The following is a 22,865-nucleotide window of genomic DNA, read 5'->3' on the forward strand; positions in this document are numbered from 1 at the left end:
AGACCGGAGATTTCCAGTGAAAGCCTATGTCGTCGACAAGTACAAGAAGAAGGGCGCGCTGCGCCTTGCCCAACTGCCGGATCCGCAGGTTCAAAACGGCGACGTCCTCGTTCGCGTCCATGCCACATCCGTCAACCCGCTCGATTCGAAGGTCAGGGACGGCGCTTTCAAGATCTTCCTGCCTTACCGTCCGCCCTTCGTGCTTGGCCATGATGTCGCCGGGACTGTCGTCAAGGTCGGCTCTGGTGTCAACCGCTTCAAGGTCGGCGACGAGATCTATGCACGGCCGAGGGATCACCACGTCGGCACGTTCGCGGAATTCATCGCCATCCACGAAGACGATGTCGCGCTGAAACCCCGAACGCTGACGATGGAAGATGCATCGTCCATCCCGCTGGTCGCGCTGACGGCATGGCAGGCGCTTGTCGATGTCGCCAAGGTGAAGCCGGGCCAGAAAGTCTTCATTCAGGCTGGTTCGGGCGGCGTCGGTACGATCGCGATCCAGCTTGCCAAGCATCTGGGCGCGACGGTCGCGACGACGACGAGTGCCAAGAACGCCGCTCTTGTCAAAAGCCTCGGCGCGGATGTGGTGATCGACTACAAGAGCCAGGACTTCGAAAAGATTCTCTCCGGCTATGATGTCGTGCTGAACAGCCAGGATCCGAAGACGCTTGCGAAATCCCTGAACGTCCTGAAGCGGGGCGGCCACCTCGTGTCGATTTCAGGCCCGCCGGACCCGGCGTTCGCCAAAGATCTTGGTCTGAACGCGCTCTTGAAGCTTGTCGTCCGGCTGTTGAGCCGCAGCGTGCGCAAGAAGGCGAAGAGCCGTAGTGTTCAGTATTCTTTCCTGTTCATGCGGGCCAATGGTCGGCAACTCGAACAGATCGCCGAGTTGATCGACAGTGGGGCCTTGCGCCCCGTCGTGGACAAGATTTTCCCCTTCAAGCAAACGCCCGAGGCTTTGGCCTATGTCGAGACGGGTCGTGTGAAGGGCAAGGTTGTGATCAAGGTCCTGTAGTGTCGCTTTGACGGTAGTGCAGAGGCAGCAATCCTGCCGCGGGTAGGCGGGTCGGGATTTCCTTCCACGCTCCGCAGGTAACAGCGTCTCAATTATGCGCCACTCTGAATCGGTCAGGTCTCCACGAGCCAAAGCATCCTCCTAAAAGGAAGTCTTGAATCATGCTTCAGGCGATTTTGGAATCGGGGCTGGTGACGACTGGTGCCATTTCCATCTCGAAGTCTTCGCAAACCTTGCCATCACGAACTGCGATGCAACCGGAATTAGGCTCGTCGGAACCACCAAATATGGTCCAAGCTGGCTGGCCCTCGGCGGTCATGAACGAAGCTACATAAAGCCCACCTGTCAACGCAATCGAGAACTCCGGGAGCCGCCCATAGATTAAAGCATCTTAAACCTTACGCCCAATCAGCGACTTGAAGACACGGTCCCAACCTTCTTCGTCGCTCCAGCTCCCGCACAGAATGGCGTCTTCACTTTCAATTCGCCAACTCCACTCGATCATGACTGTGCAGTCGCCCCGTGAATTTCCGACAGACCCGTCGCGCTTCACTCGGGGAGACAAGTGGCCAAACTCCAAGAAGATCGCCGAGCCGTGACCTCGCCAGACCGCTGACAACGGTTGCGATATGAGCGCGGATCGGTATTTCTCGAAAATTGCTGAAAACGGTGGCAACGCATCCCCCAAATGCTTGGTGGCTCAAAACTGGAAAACTTTGTCAACAGAGCCTAGAACAGGATGATTTTAGGCCGGGTCGGCCTAAGGTCTGAATCCTGTTCTGCATCATATAGTTAGAGCATGATTTCGTCCGAAAACCGCTCACACTTTTCGGCATCATGCTCTAATCAAAACTGCGGCGGTGTCTGCCCTGCCGTGCGATGGGCGGCAATGACCGTGTTGGCCATCAGCATGGCGATGGTCATCGGCCCGACGCCGCCGGGAACCGGAGTGATGGTGCTGGCGACCGCCGAAACCTCCTCGAAGGCGACGTCGCCGACGAGCCGGGTCTTGCCCTCGCCTCTTTCGGGGGCTGCCACCCGATTGATGCCGACGTCGATGACTGTCGCACCGGGCTTCACCCAATCGGCCCTGACCATCTCCGGCCGGCCGACGGCGGCCACCAGGATATCGGCGTTGCGGCAGACCTCGGCGAGATTCCTGGTCCTGGAATGAGCAATCGTCACCGTCGCATTGGCGTTGAGCAGCAATTGCGCCATCGGCTTGCCGAACAGGTTGGAGCGACCGATGACGACGGCGTTGAGGCCGGAGAGATCCTCGCCATGGGTGCGGCGGACGAAGACCATGGCGCCGGCCGGCGTGCAGGAGACAAGTCCGGTCTTCAGGTCGCCGGTGGCGAGCTTGCCGGCATTGACGACGCTCAGGCCGTCGACATCCTTTTCCGGCAGGATCGACTGGATGATCGCCTCGCTGTCGAGCGGCTTCGGCAAGGGCAGCTGCACCAAAATACCGTGGATCGACGGATCGGCGTTGAGGGTGGCGACGAGAGCTGCCAGCTCCTCCTGTTTCGTCTCGGCCGGCAGCGTGTGCTGAACGGACTTGAAGCCGCACTCCTTGGCCATGCGGCCCTTGGAGCCGACATAGGCGTGGCTTGCCGGGTCGTCGCCGACGATGACGACCGCAAGGCCGGTGGTGACGCCGCTGCTCTTTTCCAGCGCCGCCGTCGCACTCTTGACCGTCTGAATGACCGATGCAGCTACGTTCTTTCCGTCGATTACTGTCGTCACGCGTCTCTCCGCCCTGTTCGCGTCAATCTATGGATACTCGGCGAGCGTCAATTGCCCGCTAACGCCCTATCCTGTCGGAAAGCGGCAAGGCAATAGCAAGCTTGCAAGGAAATGTTCGTTCAGCGCAGCGGCTGCCGCGCTTCGAGCGCATGAACACGAAGCCGGTCGCGCAGGCCGGAGATTTCGGAGCGCAGCAGCTCCATTTCGTCGAGCGGCGCGGGGGCCGGCACAGGCATCGAGGGCAGCGGGGCCTGCGGCCGGGATACGGGCATTTTCTCGTGTGGGGAATCGGCGACGGGCCTACGCAGCCGGAGCAGGAAAGCCGCAGCAAGGCCTATCGCAAGGGCCGCCGCGGCACCGGTCAGCGCGCGGAGACCATCGCTTCCCGATACTGCGGTTGCCAACGCCGGCTTCAGGAGAACGATACGACCGTCGGCGGCCGTTTCCACCGCTGCGGACGTCGCCTCTTCGAGGCGCGAGCGGGCGGCATTCGCCTTTTCGCTGAGTTCGGTCAGGCGTGACAAATCGACGCCGGTGTCCCGGCTCTGGGCGATCAGCGTGTTGCGGCGATCGTTCAGGCCCTTGCGCGCATCGACGGCGGCCTTAGCAGTGAGGTTGGCAGTCTGGGCAAGACGGGTAAGCTCCTTGCCCATATTTTCCTTCAGACCGTCCGTTTCGGCCTGCTGCTGCAAGAGACGCGGATGGCGCGGGCCAAGCTCGGCCGAAAGCTGCGCAAGCGTCGTTTTGGCGACGGCATATTTGTCGCGCCAGTCCTGCAGCGCCGGCGAAAGCATATCAGAGGGGAGCGAGCCGTCGAGCACTTCGGCAAGTTTTGCGGCCTTGAGCCGGTCGGCCTGCGCCTTGGCGGCAAGGATGTTCTGGTCGGCCTGTTTCAGATCGGCATCGAGCCGGTCGATCTGGCGGCGAAGATCGATCGCTACCTTGACATTGCCCTCGCCGCTCTTTGCGGTGAAGGCGGCAAGCTCCGCTTTCACCTCGTCATAGGTTTTACGCAAGGCGGTATCGGTCTCGACGTTGCCGCCGGCTCCGTCTGCTGCGGAAACCGCTTCGGCAAGCCTTGCGGCGATGCGCATGGATTTTCCGCTGTCGCCAGTCGTCACCCTGACGAGGATGGTGCCGGCGGCGGCATCGGGCAGTATCTCGACCGCATGTTTCAGCGTCGCCTCAGCGCGGGAGGCCGGATCGGCAGCAGCACCGGTCGCCGAAAGGAGATCGAGAGCGACGCCGAGCGCATTGGCGCTGGCGCCGGCAAATTCAGGATCATGATCGAGTTTCAGGGCGGCCACCGTCGAAGCAACCACCCGCGCCGACAGCAGCCCTTTCGCCGCGGCCTGGGTGAAGGCAGCGCGGCTTGCGGCATCGCTCTTCACCGCAAGCGTCGCCTCGGCACGGTAGAGGGTTGGCGAAGCTGGCATCAGCGCCGGCAAGCCCGCGCCGATCATCGTCGCGGCGGCCACCATCATCGCAAGGCCGATCCCGCTTGCCCGACGCCGCGGCGCTACCGGCCGGGGCTCGGCGGGTTTTTCACGGACCGCGGCCAGCGGCTCGAGTGGGATCATCGGTTCGTCGGCCGGAACGCCCAGCTCTTCATCGTCCGCCGGCTCCTGAGGAAGCGGATGGCCGACGTCGTTGGCGGCCCGGAGGCGGTTGCCGAGGATGGTTTCGATGCGGTCGACCAGCGGTGCGGTGCGCGCCGCTCTTGCGCGCTGTTCTTCCAGCGCGCGGCCGATGGCGCGCAGCAATTCGGCCTCGGGCGGCGCGATATCAGGCCGGCTCGACTGGGGCGGAGCATAGGAATCGTCATGGGGGCGCGGCCCTGCGGCTGCGCGATCCTGGAAGCTGTTTCTGGCCCTGATATCGTACATTTGCGCCACATCTCATGCACATGATGGCCGAGTTCGCTCATCCGCACGAATGCAGATGATTAAACGACTCTAAATATTCATGGCAAAGAAATGGTTAACCGCAGCGGGCAAGAATTGCTAAGCCGCGCATCCTGTTAGACACGCGGCGCTATAAGCTCAGCTCGCCTTCTTATGGTCCGACCGCGGCTGCAGCGCGCTGCCGTGCTCTTCCGGATAGCTGAGGATCCTTTCGCGCCGGCGGAAGCGGTAGCGCAGGACATGGAAGAGGAAGACCGGGATGCCGACGATGTAACGGCGCCAGAGGCGCGTCGGCTCCTGCAGCAGGCGATAAGCCCATTCCAGGCGCATCATCCGCACCGTCTTCGGCGCACGCGGGACGGCGCCGGAGACGAAGTCGAAGAGAGCGCCCACGGTCAGCACCAGGCGCGCATGATCGGCGCGGATATTGTTGTGAACCCATTTCTCCTGCAGCGGCGTTCCCATGCCGACGATCAGGATATCGAGCTTCTGGTGCTCGAGCTCCTCGATGACCTCAGTGGAATCGACCTTGTCGAAATAGCCGTCGGAAACGACGACGAATTCATGCCAAGGCGTGTGCCTGCGGAAATTTTCCGCCGCCGCCTCGACGACCGAGCGCTTGCCGCCGATGAGGCCGATGCGGCGCGGAGCCTCCATGAAGGTCAGGAAGGCCGGCACGAAATCGGTGCCGTTCAGATTGGCGGGAAACGGCGCGCCATGGGCGATCTGCGATGCGATGTTGAGGCCGATACCGTCCGGCAGCACCAGATTGTGCGACATGATCCGGTAATATTGGTCGTCGCGTAGCGTCGTCAGCATGTTATGGGCGTTGACGAAGCAAACCACGGTCTGGCCGACGGGAATGGAGGCCAGCTCGTTGATGAAAACGAGGGCGTCGTCCCAGCCGAGATCGCAGACCGGCAGATCGAAGATCGTCCGCCGCGATGCGAGCACCGCGAAGTTTGCAATCAGATTCATTCCTACCTCCTGCCGAGGGTGCTGCATGCGCCCGACATCCCGGAAAACAAGCCCAAATTTCCGCACCGGAGGTCTCGAAAGGACCGGTCGCGTCCCGCCGGGTGGTCGTCGCTCCGATCCCGGATAAGCGACGCATGCCAAGCTGTGGCACCTGATATAACAGGACGGTTTCAAACAACCCTTAGGAAAATTCCTTGAATTTCCATGCTCGTATAAGTGGTTTATTAACCACGCGCGCCAACGACAAACGGCGCCCGAGGGCGCCGTTTGTCGTCAATGTATGATAGTCCTCAATGGGCCGCTGGCGCCGGTGCTTCGGCGGCAGGTGCGGTCTCGACGATCTTGACGGGTGCGCCCACCTTCTTCGGCTGACCGGCCGAGCTTTCCTTGACCTCTTCCTTGGAGAGATAGTCGAGCTGCTCCAGCATCACGTCGGCGACATATTCGCCACCGAGACGCTCGTTCATGCCCTTCTTGATCTCTTCGCGGAAGGCCTTCGGGTCGAAGGATTTGATGTGGGCGATGTCGACCATCTTGTTGCCGACCAGCAGGCTGAAAAGCTCGTCCGTCGTCATCTCGCTCAGTGGCAGCGTCACGCCTTTCAGCATGTCCTTGTTCATCATGAACGAAACGCGGCCAAGGAAATAACCGGTGATCGCACCGTTACCGATGATCGGCACCGTGATCGTTTCACCCTTCACCAGTTCGAGCGCGCTCTGCTTGGAATCTGTTGCTGCGGGCGCCGGCGCGGTCGCCAGGTACACCGAGAAATAGACCGATGCCAAGGTGATGGCGCAAACCCAGACACCGGTGAGGACGAGCTTGATCATCAGTTTCCACGCGCGGCGAATTGTTCCTGGGAATAGGTGCCGTCGGCATCGGCGTCCTGAACTGCGTTCTTCAGCAAGTCGGCGACAGCGCGAACCGCTTCGAGATGCGCTTCGACGCGACGGGCATTGAGAACCAGCTTCTTCTTCAGGCCGTGCAGCTGATCGAGATGGGCAGCGGCAAGCTCGGCCGGATCGGTGTCGCGGAAAAGCATCGACAGCTCGTAGAGGCAGCGGCTCTTATGGGCATTGGAGACCTTGAGGTCGAACTGCGGGTCGTTGCCGATCCGGGTGTTCTCATTGTCGATGATCATTTCGAGGCGTCCGAGAACGGATTTGATCCTGTATTCGTTCGAAATTATTTCCATGGTACCCTCGGTTATGCTTCGCTTAGAGCATGATGCGAAAAACGTACGCGGTTTTCGGACAACAGCATGCTCTAAATGTTAACTGGAACGGGATTCGGATTTTTGGCCAACCGGCCTAGGATCATCCTGTTCTATCGGTCTTGGCTTCGGCGGTCGGCGTGCCAAAGGTCTTACGCTGGAAGTCGTCGATCATGCTGAGCGCGGTGTTGCGGTCATCGTCGTCTGTGGAGGCATTGACGATCTTGCCTTCCTGCCGGCGCAGAAGTTCGCTGTACATCTGCTTGGCAATGCCGATGCCGTCACCCTTGGCCATGGTGTTGCCGAGCTGTTCGGCCATCATGCCTTTCCAGATATCGCCGGTCGCGCCCTTGCCGTAGACCTCTTCGCTTTCGCTCGGCAGCATGGACTTGACGAAATTCTGCAGGACCATGGCCTCGAACTTCCGGTAGCTTTCCGGAGCTTCCTCAGTCTTGGTGCGGTTCTGGATGTTGGCGAGGCCGCTCTTCTGGCCGACATGATCGAGAACGTCGACCGTGTTGGAGAAGCCCTTGCCATTTTCAGCGAGACTCGTTGCGGCAAAGGCCGCACGATTTGCCTTCAACTTTTCCTGGGCCGCCTGAACCTCCATGGGGTCAGCAGCTTTGACAACGTCCAGGACCAGATCACTGGGGGGCGAAATAGCCACGTTACAATCCTCTGAATTTAAGATCGTAACGACTATGGTTTTTGAAGCTTGCTGGAGGCTGGCGTTGCGAATTGCTGATCGATGACATCGTAGACGGCATTGTCATCGGCCTCGCGGCGCTCGACTTCCAGGGCTTCCTTCATGCCGTCTTCAAGGCGGTCGCCCTTGGCGCGCTCGCGCGTCAGCCGCATCTCGTGGATCTGCTGCATGCCGGTCAGCTGCTGGTCCTTGATGGTGAGCCTGCCGAATCGGTCGGCGTAATTCTGCGAGAAGGCGTGGTGGACGGGGTCCATCGACCCGAGCGCGAGGATGACGTCGTCCATCGCCACATTGACCTCGACACGCTGGCGGCTGGTTTCGGCCAGGTCGTTCTCGGCCATTCTTTCGATATGCCGCTGCACCGAGAGCAGCCGCTTGAGCTTCTGAGAGCGCTTCTTTTCGATCATATCAGCCTCATCGCCCGATATAGATCGAGCCGAAGGACTGGCCGAACTGGCTGACCATCGCCGCAATCGAGAAGTAGATCAGGAAGAGCCCGCCCATCAGCAGATAGGGCGTGGAGATGAAGTAGACCGGGATCTGCGGCGCCAGCTTGTTGATGAAACCGATCGAAACATTGAAGATCAGGCCGTAGATCAGGAAGGGGCTCGCCAGCCGCAGCATGATGTAGGTGGTCTGCTCCAGCGTATCGGTAAAGGAGATCAGCGTTGCGCGCATCTGCATCATGCCGCCGAATGGCATGGTCGTGTAGGAATCGATCAGCGCGCGGAAGACGATGTGATGAAAATCCATGATAAAGAGGATCATCATGCCGGCAAAGGTGATAAAGGCCGACAGGCTGGTCTCCGGCGTATCTTCGATGACGTCGGCGGAGCCCGGCTGGGTGTAGCCGACCATCATGGCGGTGATCGAAGCGGCGAACTGCATGCCGAGCGTGTAGATCCTCGCCAGCATGCCATACATCACGCCGATCAGCGATTCGCTGAAGATCAGGCCGATATAGGTTCCAGCACCGGTGTGAACGGCCGGATAGACGGTATCCCAGAGCAGCGGCATGACGGCGATCGAGAGCGCGCCGGCGATGAAGACCCGCAGCTGTTGGGGCACGCGCGCCGAGGAAAAACCCGGAAGAGCCAGCACACAGCCACCGATCCGGCAGAAAACCAGAAACAGCGCGAGAACGGTCCCTTGCGGGTCTGTTATCATGAAATAGAGCCCAAAATCTTTATCTCGATGCCCTTGGCCAGTTCGACATGCGACAGGACCGGGAGCGTGGCGAACAGCCTCTCGATGATCATGCGCACATAGGAGCGTGTTTCCGGCGACGTGACAAGTGCGAATGGCAGGCCGCGATCCATGAACTCACGGATAACTTTGGTGGCCTGCTCGCTGAACTCCTCCAGGCTGCGCGGATCGATGTCGAATTCGATCACCTCGCCCTTGGCGTCGCGCTTCAGCGCCTGATGGAAAGCCAGATCCCATTTGCTGCCCAGCCGCAGCACGCGCAGCACGCCGTTGTCGGCGAGGTCGCCGCAGAGCTGCTGGGCCATGCGGATACGGACATGCTCGACGATCTGCTCGGTCTTCCTGACATGCGGGGCGAGCTCGGCCACCGCCTCGAGAATGAGGTGCAGGTTGCGGATCGAGACACGTTCGGCCAGCAGTAGCTTGAGCACCGCCTGCAGACCGGAATAGGACATGTGCGACGAGCAGATCTCGTCGGCGAGCTTCTTGTATTCGGGGTCGAGGCGATCGATCAACACCTTGACGTCCTTGTAGGACAGCAGCTGCGGCAGGTTGTTTCGGATGACCTCGCTCATATGGGTCAGCACGACGGAGACATTGTCGATCGGCTGGAAGCCCTCACGTTTCAGATCGTCGGCGAAGTTTTCGAGGATGGAGACGGCAGGCATGCCGAAAGCGGGTTCGCGGATTTCGTCGCCGGGAATGCTCGGCCGGCGGCCAGCACCGGTAACGACGAGGACTTCGCCGACGCGTAGCAGGTTGGAAGCGACCGTCGTGCCGTGGATGCGGATCTGATAGGACTTTTCAGCGATGGCGATATCGTCGGTCACCTTGATCTCGGGCACGACGAAGCCGTATTGCGTGGCGAACTTCTTGCGCATCTTGCCAACGCGGAAGGCGAGCTCCTGGTGGGCGCCGAGCAGGCGCGTCGAGACCATCTTGCCGAGTGCGAGCTCGATTTCGGAGGTGCGCAGCACTGCCTTGACCGAATCCTTTTCCAGTTCCTTGTTCTGGACAACCTTCTTCTCTTCCTGCTCGCGGCGAAGCATGTTCTCTGCCTCGACCTGACGCGGGATGAACCAGGCGCCGAAGGCGAGAAGACCGCCGAGGACCACGAAGGGCACAAACGGCAGACCCGGCATCAAGGCCAGGATGAACATCAGCACCGCCGAAACGGAAAGCGCACGGGGATAACCGCTCAACTGGTTGACGACCGCCTGGTCGGTAGAGCCGGTGGTGCCGCCGCGGGAGACGAGAAGGCCGGCGGCGAGCGAAACGATGAGGGCCGGCATCTGCGAGACGAGGCCGTCGCCGACGGAGAGCTTGACGAAGACGTCGGCCGCTTCGCCGATCGGCATACCGTGGCGGAAGTAGCCGATGATGATGCCGCCGAAGATGTTGATGCAGGTGATGATGAGGCCGGCGACGGCATCGCCGCGCACGAATTTCGACGCACCGTCCATCGCACCGAAGAACGAGCTTTCCTCCTCGAGTTCCCGGCGCCGGCGCTGGGCTTCCCTCTCGTCGATGATGCCGGCCGAGAGATCGGCGTCGATCGACATCTGCTTACCGGGAATGGCGTCCAGGGTGAAACGCGCGCCGACTTCGGCGATACGCGTGGCGCCCTTGGTGATAACGATGAAGTTGATGGTGATGAGGATCAGGAAGACGATCAGACCGATGACGAAGTCGCCGGACATCACCAGGCTCGCGAAACCGGCGATGACGCCGCCCGCTGCGTCATGGCCTTCATTTCCGTGGGACAGGATGACGCGTGTTGTCGCGATGTTCAGCGCCAGCCGGGTCATCGTTGCGATCAGCAGAATGGTCGGGAAAGACGAGAAATCGAGCGGCTTCTGGATCCACAGCGCGACCATCAGGATCAGCACCGAGAAGGCGATCGAGAAGGCCAGTCCCATATCGATCAGGAACGGCGGGATCGGCAGGAAGAGAATGCAGATGATGCCGATGATGCCGAGGGCAAATCCAACATCGCGCAGGTTGGGGGCGACTTTTGGAAGGGGGAGTGCAGGTGGTTGCGCCATGACGATTCCGTCTCTTCATGAGAGGAGGCGGGCATGCGGCCCGCCCAATTCGGATCGATAGTTAAATGGCGAAGCTTGCGCGAAGGTGGCTCAGAGCGGTTCAGCTTCTCATGGAAGCGTAGACCCGCTCTAACCTTTGTTTTTACGCAATCCCCCGGCAAAAGCGCTTCGCGCTTTGCCTGCCAAAACCGCAGCGCAATTTTGCTGGAATTGCTCTAGAACCCTGACTGGATGCGCGAGAAGACCAGATTGGTAAAAATCGAAATCTGCGAGCCGACGAAGGGTGCTGTGACCCCGACGGTGATCAGCACCGCGACGATCTTCGGCACGAAGGTCAGTGTCGCTTCCTGCACCTGGGTCAGCGCCTGGATCAAGGCAATGACGAGACCCACCACCATCGCCGCGATGACGGCGGGACCGGCGGCAATCAGGACGGTCCAGATCGCCGCCTGAAACAGATCCAATGCATCAGCTTCATTCATCCGAAGGCAACCTCATATCGCCTTGAAGCGGCCCCGCCGTGGCCGGACCGCCATTGATTGGTATCACCCGACTTATGCGGCGCGCCGGCGCCGTGGGTATCAGGTATCGCTGGTGTCGGTCGACGTGGTCGGCGCCTTGTCGGCAATAGTGATTCCCGCCTGCACGAGTATATTCCCGCCAGCCGTGGTTGTCGCAATGATTCCGTCCGAATAAACCTTGACGGATTCGATGGTGCCCTTGACCTTACCGTCGGCGCTTTCCATGTATTTGCCGACGTAGCTGCTGGCCTGAGTAAGGCTCGAGCTTGCCAGAAGCGTGTCCAGCTTGGTGTTGGTCTGGATCGTCTGTTCGACCTGCGAGAAGCTCGCCAGCTGCGACATCTGCTCGCTGGCATCCATCGGATCGGTCGGATCCTGGTTCTTCATCTGCGCGATGAGCAGTTGAAGGAAATTGTCGTAGTTCAGCGTCGCCTTCGTCTGGGCCGTGTTCGTTGTGGTCGTCGAACTCGTTTTGGCCACGTTCGATGTTGCATCTACCGCCATGGTGCAATCTCCCTGCGAATCTGCTCGACCATCGTCGGCGGCATTTCGTGGTTGTTGAGGATATTGTCTTCGATGGCGTAAAGGCCGCGGATCGCCTTGAGTGCGTCGAAGGCACGGCCTGTCGAGACGAGCGCATCGATGCGCTTCAGTTCGGCGAGGATTTCCTCGTTCTTGAAGCAGGAGAGCAGCATGGTGATCGACTTGCGGAACAACGCCGTCGACTGGTCCTTGCCCTCAGGGTTGATGAGGATCATCTGCGCGATGAAATAGAGCTGACGCAGCGGCGTCGTGGCGCCCTCCGGCTGGAGGACGTGGTTTTCGAGAAGGAACGTCACATCATTCAGGAATTCCAGCGCGACCTTGCGGTCGACGCGCAGGACGGCGCCGTTGATGAAGATTCTTTCTCCGGCTTTCAGAGAAATGCGAAGTGTGCTTTTCATTTAAGTCCATCCCTGATGATGGTGGTAACGTCGATGATGCCCTGGTAGTTATTAGACTGACGTTTTCTGATCCTGTCGCATTCCTTCAATATCCAGATCGCGATCGAGATGAGGTTGGCCCTGAGCCCGATCTCCAGCTGGTTGTCGGGATGTTTGAGATCCTCGATGAAGCTGATCCAGACCCGGCGGGTATAAAACAGGGCTTCAATGGCTTCCCGGCCGTATTTTTCCTTTTCGCGCGCCGCCGCCAGCAGGTCTATGGACCGGTCAAGAACCTGCCATTCCCGCTCTTTCGCGTCGGCCACCGAGTCCTGCATGACTTCGGCATATGAGAACTGATACATTCATGCATCCTTCTTTATTGCGCGCCTTTGATCATCAAAGGTAGTTTACTAGACTCAACTGCTGGATCTTCGAGACGATCGTGTAAGCCGTTTCAAGCTGCGTTTCCAAAGTCTTGACGAGGGTCGACGCCTCGTAAGGATCGACGCCCTGGAGATCGACGAGCTTGTTCTTGATGATGTTCGATTGAGCGTCGAGAGCGTCGTTCGACTTCTTGACGCGCTCTTGGGAAAGACCGAGCTGACTTGCCTGGGTGACCAGGCCGCTGGTCGCCTTCGCCGTGTAGCTGATCGCCTGCTTGGACACCGTGCTCATCGCATCGCTGCTGAGGCCCTGGCCCAACAGTGCCGAGGCCATCACCGAGGCGAGCGCGAAGTAACGCATGCCCTCGGAATTGGCATTGGTCGAGGATTCGATTACTTCGGAGTTGCTGATGCGGCTCGTCATGTTCTGGTTCGATGCCTGCGACCAACCGGTCGTCGGGTCGGTCCAGGCTGCCTGGTTGAACATCGGCTCCACCGTCGTGGTGATGAAGGTGCTCATTTCGGCGCCGGTCAGGTCCTTGACCGCCTTCGGTGGGACAAGAGCTGCGGCGTAGGCATTCAACTGCGTGACGATGGCGGCACTCGTCGCGGCCGTCTTGTCGGTCAGCGGCTGCACATCGGTGTTGATGCCCGAGAACAGATATTCGCCGTTTACCATGGTGTTGGCCGTATCCATCATCGTGGAGAGGGCGCTGGTCGCCGATTGAATGGCGACGGTGATGCTGCCGGGGTCGTGGCTGCCCTGGAGAGCCGTCAGCTTCGAAACGAGGCCGTCGCCGACATCCTTCATCTTGGAAAGGCCAAGCTGCGAGGATTCCATGCGTGCAGTGACAAGCGAATTGCTTGATTTGATCGAGGCTATCCGGTCGACCTCGCGGCTGAAGTCGACACTCCTGGCGGCGTTGCCGCCGAGCGAGACACCGATATCGGCATAGACTCCGGTCGTCGCTTCCATTGTCGCCTTCGTCATCTGGTTCTGCGCCTGACGGATCGTCAACCGCATCGCATTCTGAATGGCCGAACTTGAAATAAATGAGCTCTTCATGGCTTAACTCGCAATATCCAGCAATGACTTCAACATTTCGTCAACGGCGTTCAGGATCTTGGTCGCCGCCTTATAGGACTGCTCTATGTCGAGGAGCAGCGTCAGCTCCTCGTCGAGGTTGACGCCCGTCTCGTTGGAATAGGCTTCGTCGGAGCGTGACAGCGCCGCCGAGGTATTTTCCGCCGCCGTCGTGGCATTGCTGCGGTACTGTTCGAGCCAGCCGAGGGAATTTGTGGCGAATTCCATGATGCTGACGTTTGAATCGATGCCGGTCGTGGCGTCGAACCCGACCGGCGTCCCCGCCGCTGGATCGAAATCGATGTCGGCGCCCAATGCGGTATAGAGACGATCGAGTTCAGTCGTATAACCGCTGGCGCCTGACGCGTTCAGGACGAGGCCGGTGGCGTTGACGCCACCATCGCGCAGGCGCATCGGATCGCCGCCTTGCGAGGTGATGACACGGCTGCTGACCGTAATGGTCGCCGCCATGCCGGCAACCGCGGTGCCGCCGGTATCGACCGTACCGCCGCTCCAGGTGAAGAGGCCAGGCACATAGGCCGGACCGGCCACCGTGTTCTGCTCCTTGAAGAGCGAGACCAGGCCGCGGGCGACTTCGTCGAGCTGCTTCTGGAAGTTCGGGGCAATTTCGTCGCGCACCTGGAGGAGAGACTGAAGGCTTCCCTGCCCCGTCGTCGTCGATCCGCTGCCGCGTGGAAGTGCCACACCGTCGATATAGATCGAATTGCCGGTGATGGTCGCGGTATAGACATCCTGAGACTTGAACGTCACCTTGCGCGGGATCGTCTCGAAGAGGATCGTCCCGTCAGACGTGCTCAGCACCATGTCGTTATTGTCGCGCGTCGTTGCGTTGACGCCGACGATCTGCGAAATCTGCTTGAGAGCCTTCTCACGTTCGTCGAGGGCGCCGGATGCATCCGCACCCGAGGCCGTGGCGGTCTTCACCGCATTGTTGGCCTTCTCGAAGTCGGCGAGAAGCGTATTCAGCTTATCGACGTCGGTGGCGATCTGCTTGTCGGCTGTGGCGCGGACGTTCTGAACGGATTGCGAGGCATTGTTCAGCGAGTTGGCGACGTCCTGCGCGGCGGTGATGGCGCCCTGAGCGGCGACGGTGCTGCCCGGCGTCGTGCGGAAGGCCTGAAGCTTCTGCTGGAAAACACCGAGATAGGTGGATGGCGACGTTTCGTAGTCGTTGCCACCCACGATCGACTTGAGGTCCTCAAGACCGCCGAGCAATGCCTGCTGGGCACTGTCCTGAGAGGATGTCTTCAGGTATTGGCGCAGCAGCGCCTCTTCCTGCGCCCGATCGATCTTGACGACCTGCGCGCCATTCAAGGACGTGGTGAGCATCGCCTGCCGGCGCACGTAATCTTTGTTGCCGGCATTCGAGATATTGTTCGATACGACACTGCTCTGAGTGCCTGTATTGTTGAATATGTTCTGCGCGGTATTAAGTGCGGATGTGAGCGACATGGCTTACCCGGTACCTTGCTTATCTCTTGAGGTTGACGAGAACGTCCATAATGTCGGAACCCGTCTGGAACACCTTGGAATTGGCGGTATAGCTGCGCTGCGATTCGATCATCTCGGTCAGCTCGCCGGCGAGGTCGACGTTCGAACCCTCGAGAGCACCTGATTTGATGGTGCCCAGACCGTTGGTCTGCGGGAAGCCGGTGACGGTGACGCCCGACTGGCCGTTGGCGCTGTAGACGTTGCCGCTCATCAGCGTCAGCTTGTCGGGGCTTGCGACATTGGCCAACGGAATGCGATAGAGCGGCTTGGTGCTACCATCTTCGTATTTCGCGTAGACGATGCCGTCGCCATCAACCGTGACGTCCTTGACCGGGGTCGCTGCCTGACCGTTCGGCGTACCGGTGCCGGAGAAGTCGGCACCGAGCTGGGTGAAACCGGAGAAATCCATGGCGATCGTCTGGCCAGTCACCGTATCGGCGATGTTAACGGCGCCGCCCGTGAGCATCTTGCCATCGCGGTCGAAGGTGAGCGTTCCCGTGCCGACAGCTGCAGCGGCCCCACCGGGGGCGTATGGGAAGGAGGTCGTGCCGCCCACCGCCGCGTCAGCGTTGCGGTAGATCGAAACCTGCCAGGTGGCGGCCGTACCTGTCGCCGGCGGCGGTGTCACGACAGAAGTCTTCGTGAAGTAGAAGTCGTACATCACCTTGTTGCCGAGACGGTCATAGGCAACCATCGAGACCTTCTTGGTGTCGGTCGTCGTCGTGGCTAAGTTGTCGCTCGGCAGCGTCGCAGGAGCAACCGGAGCGACCTTGGCGTTGGAATCGAGGTTGCCCTTGAAGACGCCTGATGTCGATGCGATCGCGGTCAAACCATCCTGGTTGACGTTGACGGGAACGAGGCCATCGAAGCCGTTGACGACGACGGCTGGAGCGCCGGAGTCGTAGGAATAGCCCATCAGCATGAAGCCGGCGGCGTTGACGAGATTGCCTTCGTCGTCCTTGGTAAAGTCGCCGGCGCGGGTCAGAACCGGGGTGCCGTCAGGACCCTGGACGATGAAGAAGCCGTCGCCTGAGATTGCAAGGTCGGTGCTCGACGTGGTGTAGGAAATATCGCCCTGGTCGGAGACGGCCTGGCGAACGGAGGTCTGAACGCCGCCGGAATTGTAATTGCCGCCCGAGGAGGGCAGAACCAGCGACGAGAAGCTCGTCGACACAGCCTTGTAACCGGTGGTGTTAACGTTGGCGATGTTGTCGGCGACGGTGCTGAGGCGGTTGGCCTGCGCGTTCATCCCCGATACTGCCGTCTTCATGCTGCCGAAAATGCTCATCTGAAAACCTCGTTTTACCTGTTATGCACGAGAGTATTTGTCGGGCCTTGCGTGAAGCTGTCTGTCATGCGAGCTGGGAGGCCTGATATCGATGTTCAGCCGGGCGCCGCCGCCCGGCCGAGAAATCAGGCCCAATCGATGCAGTAACCAAGGAAGCGCTTGGAATCGACCGGATCGACGCCGAGCTTTTTGCGCAGCTTCTTGCGCAGCTTCGAGATGTGGCTTTCGACGACGTTCTCCTCGACCTCTTCGTCGAAGATGCCGTAGATGGCGTTGAAGATCTGGGTCTTGGTGACCCGGCGACCGCGATTGGCGATCAAATATTCGAGGATGCGGCGCTCGCGCCGGGGAAGTGCGAAGACTTCGCCGTTGATCTCGGGGTCACGACCATCCGAGAAGACGCGGATCCCGCCGATCTCGGTGTAATTGGTGATCGCCTTCAGCCGGCGCCGGATCGCAGCCGCCCTTGCGAGGATTTCGCGGGGATGCACCGGTTTGCGCACCACGTCGTCGACGCCGCAATCGAAAAGCGCAAGAGTGTTTTCGAGCGAGTGCTGGTCGCTGACCGCAATCACCGGCGCCATCGACCGATCCCGGATCGCCCGGGGCAGTTCGAAATTGCGCTGGCCCTGACCGATCAGAAAGGCCTCGACTGCAGCTATATCGGAATCGGCAGCGGTCTGCACCCACTCGCCAAATTCCGCTGGATCAAAGCCGGTGGAGGGAATGCCCTCACGACCGAACAGAGATGTGTATCCATCTTTCACGAGCTCACGCTCATCAACCACTACGATCATTCGTCCGCCTCCGAATCAGTGTGGCACTTCGATGATCTATGGGTACGAATCGCACGAATCGGCGACAACTCGTTAAAGTTAATGGCAGAAACTAATAATTGATTAAGATCTGGGTAGCGATTTGATCTATATCTAGTGGGTACGCCTGATTATGCACACCAAAATTTCGTGGAAAAGTTAACAGTCGGTTAAATATGACTTGCGTACGGGTTTTGTGCCGGATTCCCGCCACATTGTGACACAGTTTCGTCACAATACGCCTCTTCCATCTTTGGTTGAATCAATTTCGGCAAAAGTTACTCGCATTGAGAGTCCACTTGCCATAGCCGGTGGCAACGAGATTGGAGATGACGCGGCAGACATATTGCTTCTGCGCCGGATTGTTGTTGGGTCCGGCATGGTATCTGGCTACCGCCATCGTCCATGTCTCGTGACGGTCATGCAGATTGCGGAGGAATTTTGCCGCATACTCGACGTTGCGATGCGGGTCGAACATCTCCTCGGCGGAGCGGAAATTCTCGCCGTGAAAGTAATGGTTGATCTGCATGCAGCCGATGTCGATGAGCTTGGCGCCGCTGCTGCGGGCGACATCGAACTGCCGCATCGCGTCCTGCGCCGAGGGCGGAAAGATCGCCTTGCCTTCGACGTTCATGGCGTAGGGATAGAGCGAGCCCTTGCGGCCGGTCTCCGTCAACCCAACCGAATAGAGGATGCCTTCCGGGATGCCGTATTTGGCAGCTGCCGACTGGATCTCGCGTTCGCAGGCGCTGGTGGAGGCGATCGCCTCAGAGGTAAACGCCGCCAGTGCCGCTGCTGCCGCCAGAACGAGCATCTTCAACACTGGTATCGCCTGCGCCATTAAAGCCTCCGTCCGTCCGCTGTGCTGTCTGATTTTGGCGCTCGCGCGCCTCACCGCCCTGCCCCTGCTGGGGGAGCGACTGCTGCTGGGAGGCCTGGCCCTGATTTCCGGCGTCGGGACGCTCGACCGGCGCCATGCTGATGGTGACGTTTTCGACCGCGTAACCCTGGCTGCGCAGAGCTTCGAGAATCTTGCCGTGATCTTCCTTCATTTGACGATAGGCCGCTCCGGTATCGACCTTGAGGTCGATGTTCAGGGCGTCGCCGGACAGGCGCATGGTCGCCGTCACCAGGCCGAGATCGAGCGGGTTCATCTGGATCTTCAACGTATTGACCACCTTGCCGGTGCTCGTCCATTCCGCCGCGTTGGAGAGCGCCGAGCTCGGCTCCATGGCGCGCGCCCATTCGGAATCGCCGGAGAGAGCGGCGGTGACGGCGGCGGAATTCGTATTCTGCATCAGGCCGATATAGCGGCGCGATTCGAGCACCGAAACGTTTTCGACATCGGCCTTCTTCGAGCCATCTTTCGGCCCGGCCTGATCCGTGCCGATGTGGACATCCATCGACACGCCGCGGCCATCGGCGCGGCTCAACCTGAATGTCTTGCCATCGGCGGCTTCGGCAGTCTCCGATCCGGGGACCTTGATGTCATCCGCCTTGCCGCTCTCAACGTTGCCGCTGACCGCGGCAAGAGCGTCGGACGCATGGCCGCCCGCCTTGGCTTCGATACCATCGAGTTTCTTGTCGCCCGCTCCAGCCTCGTCGACCTTGACGGAGACGTGATGCGCGGTCGTCGCCGGCAAAGTCACGGTCCCGTCGGCAGGCTCCTGCTTCAGCAGACCCAGAACATCGGAAATGCCGCCATCATCATCGTCGCTGACCTTGTCCGTATCGGTTTCCAGCGCGGCGGCCTTAGTGTGTTTGTCGCCTTTGGCTGCCGGAGCGACCTCGTCTGCGGGACTGTCCTTCGGATCGAGCTTGCCGAAGGCGAGATCGGCCGGCATTTTGACCTCAGCCTTTACCGCCTTTGTCGTGGCCTTTTCAATACCGGCAATCGTTTCCGGCTGCACCTCGGCCTGTGCTTTCAGCGCGGCGTCGCCGAGGTCGATCAATGGCTTTGCACTGCTGCGGCCGCGGATCGTCCGCGCCACTTTCTCGGCGCCGCCATCGGCAGCCACGCCCTGATCCGGCTGCGCGTCGTCGGGCTCGTCATTGACGGCATCGCTGCCTGCCTTGGCAAGCGCGTCGAAGAAGCCGTTCTTTTGGCCGTCAGCATCACCTTTTCCGGCCAGTCGCGCGGATTTCGCAACCGCAGCCGTCTCCGTACCGGAGGCTCCGCCCGAGACGCTTATATCCATCATTGTTCGTTGCCTTCTTGCGCCAGAAGACCATCGATCTCGTCGAGCTTGGATCGATTGGTCGTCACAAATGCGTTGAATGAGGGGTCGGTATCCTGGCTTTGGCCAGTCGATGCCACACCTCCCGGAACAGGCTCGGGAAGCGCGCCTGGCGCTCCCGGTTGCGTGGCTATCGCCGCAGCCTTTTCAGAAGTGATTTCTTGATGATCAGTGTTAGGATTAGAGGCTTGCGTCAAGCTTGCCGGGTCGGGAGCGCGCAGGATCTGCTCGGCAACGGATCGCGCCGCGTCCTGCAGCGCCTGATCCCGCCGCGACAGCGCGTTGCCGTCGATGCCGCTGACATTCTTTGCTGCCTGATCGATATCCTCCGTGGGAAGGCCGGCCATGCCGCCATAGAAATCCGCGAGCGGACCGAAAGCATTGTCGGTGCCGCGAAGCGACTGCACACGTCCGACTGCCATGCGCGCCAGCTCCGGCTTGCCTGATATCGCGGCGGCGCGGGCGATGCGCAGATAAACCTCGCGTTGGCGCGGTGCGTCCATGAAGGACAGGATGTCGATGACATCCTGTGGTTTCACGTCGTGATCGTGGCCGACGACGAGGGTGACAAAAAGATCGGCGAACTGGCTGGCATAGGGCGAATGCAGGAATCGTCTGACATAACGCTGCGAATAGGCCATTCCCCTGTCGAGCATCCCCTTGTCGACGCAAATGGCGAGTGAGCGGCGCAACGCCGCCTCCTCGACGATCGTGCCCGGGGCGGCAAGACGCGCCTGGTCGTAGAGATCCAGCGCGTCTGTCGGTTTCGTCGCGATCAGCACGTTGCCGCCGATCAGCGCAAGGTAGGGGCCGATCTTCTTGTCGCGATATTCCCTGGCGGTCTCCTGCAGCGTCTTGGCGACGAGGAGGCCCTTGCCGCTCAAATATTTGCGCAGCACGTCGGTGACACGGTTATCGAAATAGCCGTTGACGTCGTGGGCGATCAGATATTCGAGCGTCTGGGGGTTGCCGCCGCTCATCGTGTAGATCAGCGCTGCGTCGACATTGCGGTCGTCGTCGAAGATCGACGGTTCGACGGTGCGCAGCCGCGTGTCGATCGTGCCCAGCATGAAGCGCTGCATCTCACCGGCCGAATGATCACCGGTAACGACGGAATCCTGCACGAATTGCAGCGACCGCAGCATTTTGTAGGGCGCGAGATCGTCCGGATCCTGCGCATTGGCTGCGGCCGGCGAAAGCATCGCCAGGCCGAGAGCCACAAATCCGACGTAGCGATGCTGCCGACGCGCCATTCGACTATCCTTGATCCGCCTGCACCAGAATCTCGATCCGGCGGTTGGTCGCGTTGAACGGGTCAGACGGCAGCTTCAGCCGACGGTCGGCAAAGCCGGAGACCTGGGAGATGCGTTTCTCGTCGAGCCCGCCGCGCACAAGCATGTAGTAGGCGCTCTGAGCGCGGTCCATCGAAAGCCGCCAGTTCTCGTTCTGGGTGCCCTTATACTGGCGACCGTCCGTGTGGCCACGGATGGCAACCGCACCACCCCTCTCCTTCAGGATCGCGCCGATCTTTTCCATGGCGAGCACCATTTCCTGGCGCGGAACCGCAGAACCAATATTGAACATTGAATCGTCGGCCTGGTCGGAGATGCTGACCAGCAATCCGCCTTCGGACGCCGTCACGGTCAGGCCTTCGGCGAGCTTGCCGGCAACGCCGCCGATCTGCTGGGCGATCTGCGCCTGCAACTGCTCGGCTTCCTTCTGCTGCTTCTGCTCGGTCTCGGCGGCACTCTTGTCCGCATCCTTCTGATGATCCGCGTCTTTCTGAGCTTCGGCCTTCTTGTCCTCGGTCGACTTCCCACCCGGCGTTTTGCCGTCCTTGGCCTCGACGGGGCCCTTGGTTTCTTTCGTTTCCTTGGTTTCCTGGGCGGCCTTCTGATCGGTGGTCAGCGGTATCGGCTTGGCGTCCTCGAGCTTGGCGATCTCGGTCGTCTCGCTCTCGACCGCCTGCTCGTCGCTCTTGCCGGGCGGCAACGGCTTGCCGGCCGTCGTGACCTCGACCTGCTTCGTCCAGAAATCCGGATCGAAGGGATCTCGATAGGCCTCGCCGCCATCGGCGCCGGTGGCCGGGCCGGAATCGGCGGCACCGCCATCGCCCTTTGCGCTGACATTGGCCTGCTGACCGACTTCCTGGGCGATCTCGGCGAGAACCGAATAAGGATTTTCGAAGAAATCGGCCTCGGAATAATTGGTTTGGTCGCCGGAGGTCGATGTCTGGTCGTCACCATCCGCCGCGGCCTTGCCGTCGTTCGGATCTTCTTCCTTCTGTTTCGACTTCTCCTGCTTCTCCTCGCCCTCGGCGTTGTCGACGGGCTTCTTCAGGCCCTTCTCGGTCGGCTTTTCGTCGGAAAGTTTGATCGGATTGAAATAGGTCGCGACCGAGGCCTTGGTCTCCTCGTTGGCGGCATTGACCAGCCACATGACCAGGAAGAATGCCATCATCGCCGTCATGAAGTCGGCATAGGCAATTTTCCACGCACCGCCATGGGCGCCATCGTGATCACCGCCGCCATGTCTCTTGACGATGATGATCTCGTTCTTGCCGTGGTGGTGGTTTTCGCCTTCGCTCATTCCAGAACTTTCTTCAAGCTGGCCGCCCAGGCGGACATACGGGTGACGATGACGGAATCACCGATTTCTATGGCAAGATCGATATCGTCGGTCTCAAAGTGGCGAACCCCGCCTGCATGTTCGCCGAGCTCAGCCTTCAATATATCGAAAAGCCGGGTCGGGCCCCTGACGACGATCGCTCCGGCCGCGCCTTCGAGGATCGTATCACGCAGCAGGGTGGCGAGGCTTTCGACAGCCTTGGCCGCGAGCGCTTCCGTCATCACAGGCGCGATGACTTGGGCAGCGCCGGCGCTGACCAGCTGAGCGACCTCTTCTGCAATATCGCGGATGCGGGATGCGATGACCGCCGCAGCCTCGACTTCGTAACGCAGCTTCAGCTCCTCGAGTTCACGCGCATGGACCTCCGCCAGCGTCCGCGCCTCGCGTTCGTATTTCTCGGTCAATTCCACGGTCGCTGCGGCATAACCTTCCGCATAGGCTTCGCGGCGCTCCGCCTCGACGTCGATCGCCGGTTCGCTCGGCATTTCGGGGAAATCGTCGCCGCCGAAATCGTTCATGTCGAGGATCGGCGCTGACGATTCCGGTTCACCGAAATCCTTCAAATACCGGGAAAGCGTAATGCTCATAAAAAACCATCCAGCATTCGGGAGGCATGCGGCATGCCCGCCCCCGCTCAAAGTGACCTTGGCGCCGG

The 22,865-nt window shown here is 60.3% G+C and carries 23 protein-coding genes; 1 reads left to right on the plus strand and 22 read right to left on the minus strand.

Features of this window, described 5'->3' with window-relative positions; all coding sequences use genetic code 11:
* The first annotated feature begins 16 nt into the window (after positions 1-16).
* Complete coding sequence (locus tag RWJ89_RS14780; protein WP_131664734.1) at positions 17-1,018, plus strand: NADP-dependent oxidoreductase; 1,002 nt, start codon at positions 17-19, stop codon at positions 1,016-1,018.
* Between the two features lie 846 nt (positions 1,019-1,864).
* On the opposite strand, the gene folD is transcribed toward RWJ89_RS14780, so the two are convergent.
* The 22 genes from folD to RWJ89_RS14890 all read right to left on the minus strand — a co-directional run bounded on the left by folD (position 1,865) and on the right by RWJ89_RS14890 (position 22,797).
* Entirely contained in the window at positions 1,865-2,764 is a 900-nt protein-coding gene (gene folD / locus RWJ89_RS14785) for a bifunctional methylenetetrahydrofolate dehydrogenase/methenyltetrahydrofolate cyclohydrolase FolD (protein ID WP_131664733.1), read from the minus strand.
* 119 nt (positions 2,765-2,883) lie between these two features.
* Positions 2,884-4,650 carry a succinoglycan biosynthesis protein exop gene (locus tag RWJ89_RS14790; protein WP_316031078.1) on the minus strand — a complete coding sequence of 589 codons (1,767 nt, stop codon included), beginning with the start codon at positions 4,648-4,650 and terminating at the stop codon, positions 2,884-2,886.
* 156 nt (positions 4,651-4,806) lie between these two features.
* On the minus strand, positions 4,807-5,646 hold the full coding sequence (locus tag RWJ89_RS14795) for a WecB/TagA/CpsF family glycosyltransferase (RefSeq protein WP_131664731.1): 840 nt from the start codon (positions 5,644-5,646) through the stop codon (positions 4,807-4,809).
* Between the two features lie 290 nt (positions 5,647-5,936).
* Positions 5,937-6,476 carry a hypothetical protein gene (locus RWJ89_RS14800; RefSeq protein ID WP_027666408.1) on the minus strand — a complete coding sequence of 180 codons (540 nt, stop codon included), beginning with the start codon at positions 6,474-6,476 and terminating at the stop codon, positions 5,937-5,939.
* Entirely contained in the window at positions 6,476-6,841 is a 366-nt protein-coding gene (locus RWJ89_RS14805) for a hypothetical protein (protein ID WP_003545575.1), read from the minus strand. The genes RWJ89_RS14800 and RWJ89_RS14805 overlap by 1 nt, the downstream gene beginning before the upstream one ends.
* A 121-nt stretch (positions 6,842-6,962) precedes the next feature.
* Positions 6,963-7,526, minus strand: a complete 564-nt coding sequence (locus RWJ89_RS14810) for a rod-binding protein (RefSeq protein WP_020048494.1) — start codon at positions 7,524-7,526, stop codon at positions 6,963-6,965.
* A gap of 32 nt (positions 7,527-7,558) precedes the next feature.
* Entirely contained in the window at positions 7,559-7,972 is a 414-nt protein-coding gene (locus RWJ89_RS14815) for a hypothetical protein (protein WP_003545570.1), read from the minus strand.
* 7 nt (positions 7,973-7,979) lie between these two features.
* Positions 7,980-8,732 carry a flagellar biosynthetic protein FliR gene (locus RWJ89_RS14820; protein WP_129417947.1) on the minus strand — a complete coding sequence of 251 codons (753 nt, stop codon included), beginning with the start codon at positions 8,730-8,732 and terminating at the stop codon, positions 7,980-7,982.
* Positions 8,729-10,816 (minus strand): flagellar biosynthesis protein FlhA, encoded by a 2,088-nt coding sequence (gene flhA, locus RWJ89_RS14825; RefSeq protein ID WP_025393174.1) that lies wholly within the window; start codon positions 10,814-10,816, stop codon positions 8,729-8,731. Before flhA ends, RWJ89_RS14820 begins: the two co-directional genes overlap by 4 nt.
* Positions 10,817-11,031: 215 nt before the next feature.
* Positions 11,032-11,298 carry a flagellar biosynthesis protein FliQ gene (fliQ, locus tag RWJ89_RS14830; protein WP_009992823.1) on the minus strand — a complete coding sequence of 89 codons (267 nt, stop codon included), beginning with the start codon at positions 11,296-11,298 and terminating at the stop codon, positions 11,032-11,034.
* Between the two features lie 99 nt (positions 11,299-11,397).
* Positions 11,398-11,841, minus strand: a complete 444-nt coding sequence (flgD, locus tag RWJ89_RS14835; protein WP_017959010.1) for a flagellar hook assembly protein FlgD — start codon at positions 11,839-11,841, stop codon at positions 11,398-11,400.
* On the minus strand, positions 11,832-12,281 hold the full coding sequence (gene flbT, locus RWJ89_RS14840) for a flagellar biosynthesis repressor FlbT (protein WP_017959009.1): 450 nt from the start codon (positions 12,279-12,281) through the stop codon (positions 11,832-11,834). The genes flgD and flbT overlap by 10 nt, the downstream gene beginning before the upstream one ends.
* Entirely contained in the window at positions 12,278-12,625 is a 348-nt protein-coding gene (flaF, locus tag RWJ89_RS14845; RefSeq protein WP_003556569.1) for a flagellar biosynthesis regulator FlaF, read from the minus strand. Before flaF ends, flbT begins: the two co-directional genes overlap by 4 nt.
* 34 nt (positions 12,626-12,659) lie before the next feature.
* Positions 12,660-13,712 carry a flagellar hook-associated family protein gene (locus RWJ89_RS14850; RefSeq protein ID WP_131664729.1) on the minus strand — a complete coding sequence of 351 codons (1,053 nt, stop codon included), beginning with the start codon at positions 13,710-13,712 and terminating at the stop codon, positions 12,660-12,662.
* Positions 13,713-13,715: 3 nt separating this feature from the next.
* Positions 13,716-15,203, minus strand: coding sequence for a flagellar hook-associated protein FlgK (gene flgK, locus RWJ89_RS14855; RefSeq protein ID WP_131664728.1), 1,488 nt, complete (start codon positions 15,201-15,203; stop codon positions 13,716-13,718).
* A gap of 19 nt (positions 15,204-15,222) precedes the next feature.
* Entirely contained in the window at positions 15,223-16,530 is a 1,308-nt protein-coding gene (locus RWJ89_RS14860) for a flagellar hook protein FlgE (protein ID WP_025393171.1), read from the minus strand.
* 125 nt (positions 16,531-16,655) lie between these two features.
* Positions 16,656-17,327 carry a transcriptional activator Rem gene (rem, locus tag RWJ89_RS14865; RefSeq protein WP_003545558.1) on the minus strand — a complete coding sequence of 224 codons (672 nt, stop codon included), beginning with the start codon at positions 17,325-17,327 and terminating at the stop codon, positions 16,656-16,658.
* Between the two features lie 280 nt (positions 17,328-17,607).
* Entirely contained in the window at positions 17,608-18,165 is a 558-nt protein-coding gene (locus RWJ89_RS14870; RefSeq protein ID WP_222062404.1) for a transglycosylase SLT domain-containing protein, read from the minus strand.
* Positions 18,113-19,546 carry a flagellar hook-length control protein FliK gene (gene fliK / locus RWJ89_RS14875; protein ID WP_131664727.1) on the minus strand — a complete coding sequence of 478 codons (1,434 nt, stop codon included), beginning with the start codon at positions 19,544-19,546 and terminating at the stop codon, positions 18,113-18,115. Before fliK ends, RWJ89_RS14870 begins: the two co-directional genes overlap by 53 nt.
* Positions 19,543-20,835: a chemotaxis protein MotC gene (gene motC, locus RWJ89_RS14880; protein ID WP_222062367.1), complete on the minus strand. Its 1,293-nt coding sequence runs from the start codon at positions 20,833-20,835 to the stop codon at positions 19,543-19,545. The genes fliK and motC overlap by 4 nt, the downstream gene beginning before the upstream one ends.
* Positions 20,836-20,839: 4 nt before the next feature.
* Entirely contained in the window at positions 20,840-22,171 is a 1,332-nt protein-coding gene (locus RWJ89_RS14885) for a MotB family protein (protein ID WP_131664725.1), read from the minus strand.
* Entirely contained in the window at positions 22,168-22,797 is a 630-nt protein-coding gene (locus tag RWJ89_RS14890) for a hypothetical protein (RefSeq protein WP_131664724.1), read from the minus strand. Before RWJ89_RS14890 ends, RWJ89_RS14885 begins: the two co-directional genes overlap by 4 nt.
* Positions 22,798-22,865 lie beyond the last annotated feature (68 nt).

This window comes from Rhizobium sp. 10PS4, assembly GCF_032464805.1.
GTDB lineage: Bacteria > Pseudomonadota > Alphaproteobacteria > Rhizobiales > Rhizobiaceae > Rhizobium > Rhizobium laguerreae.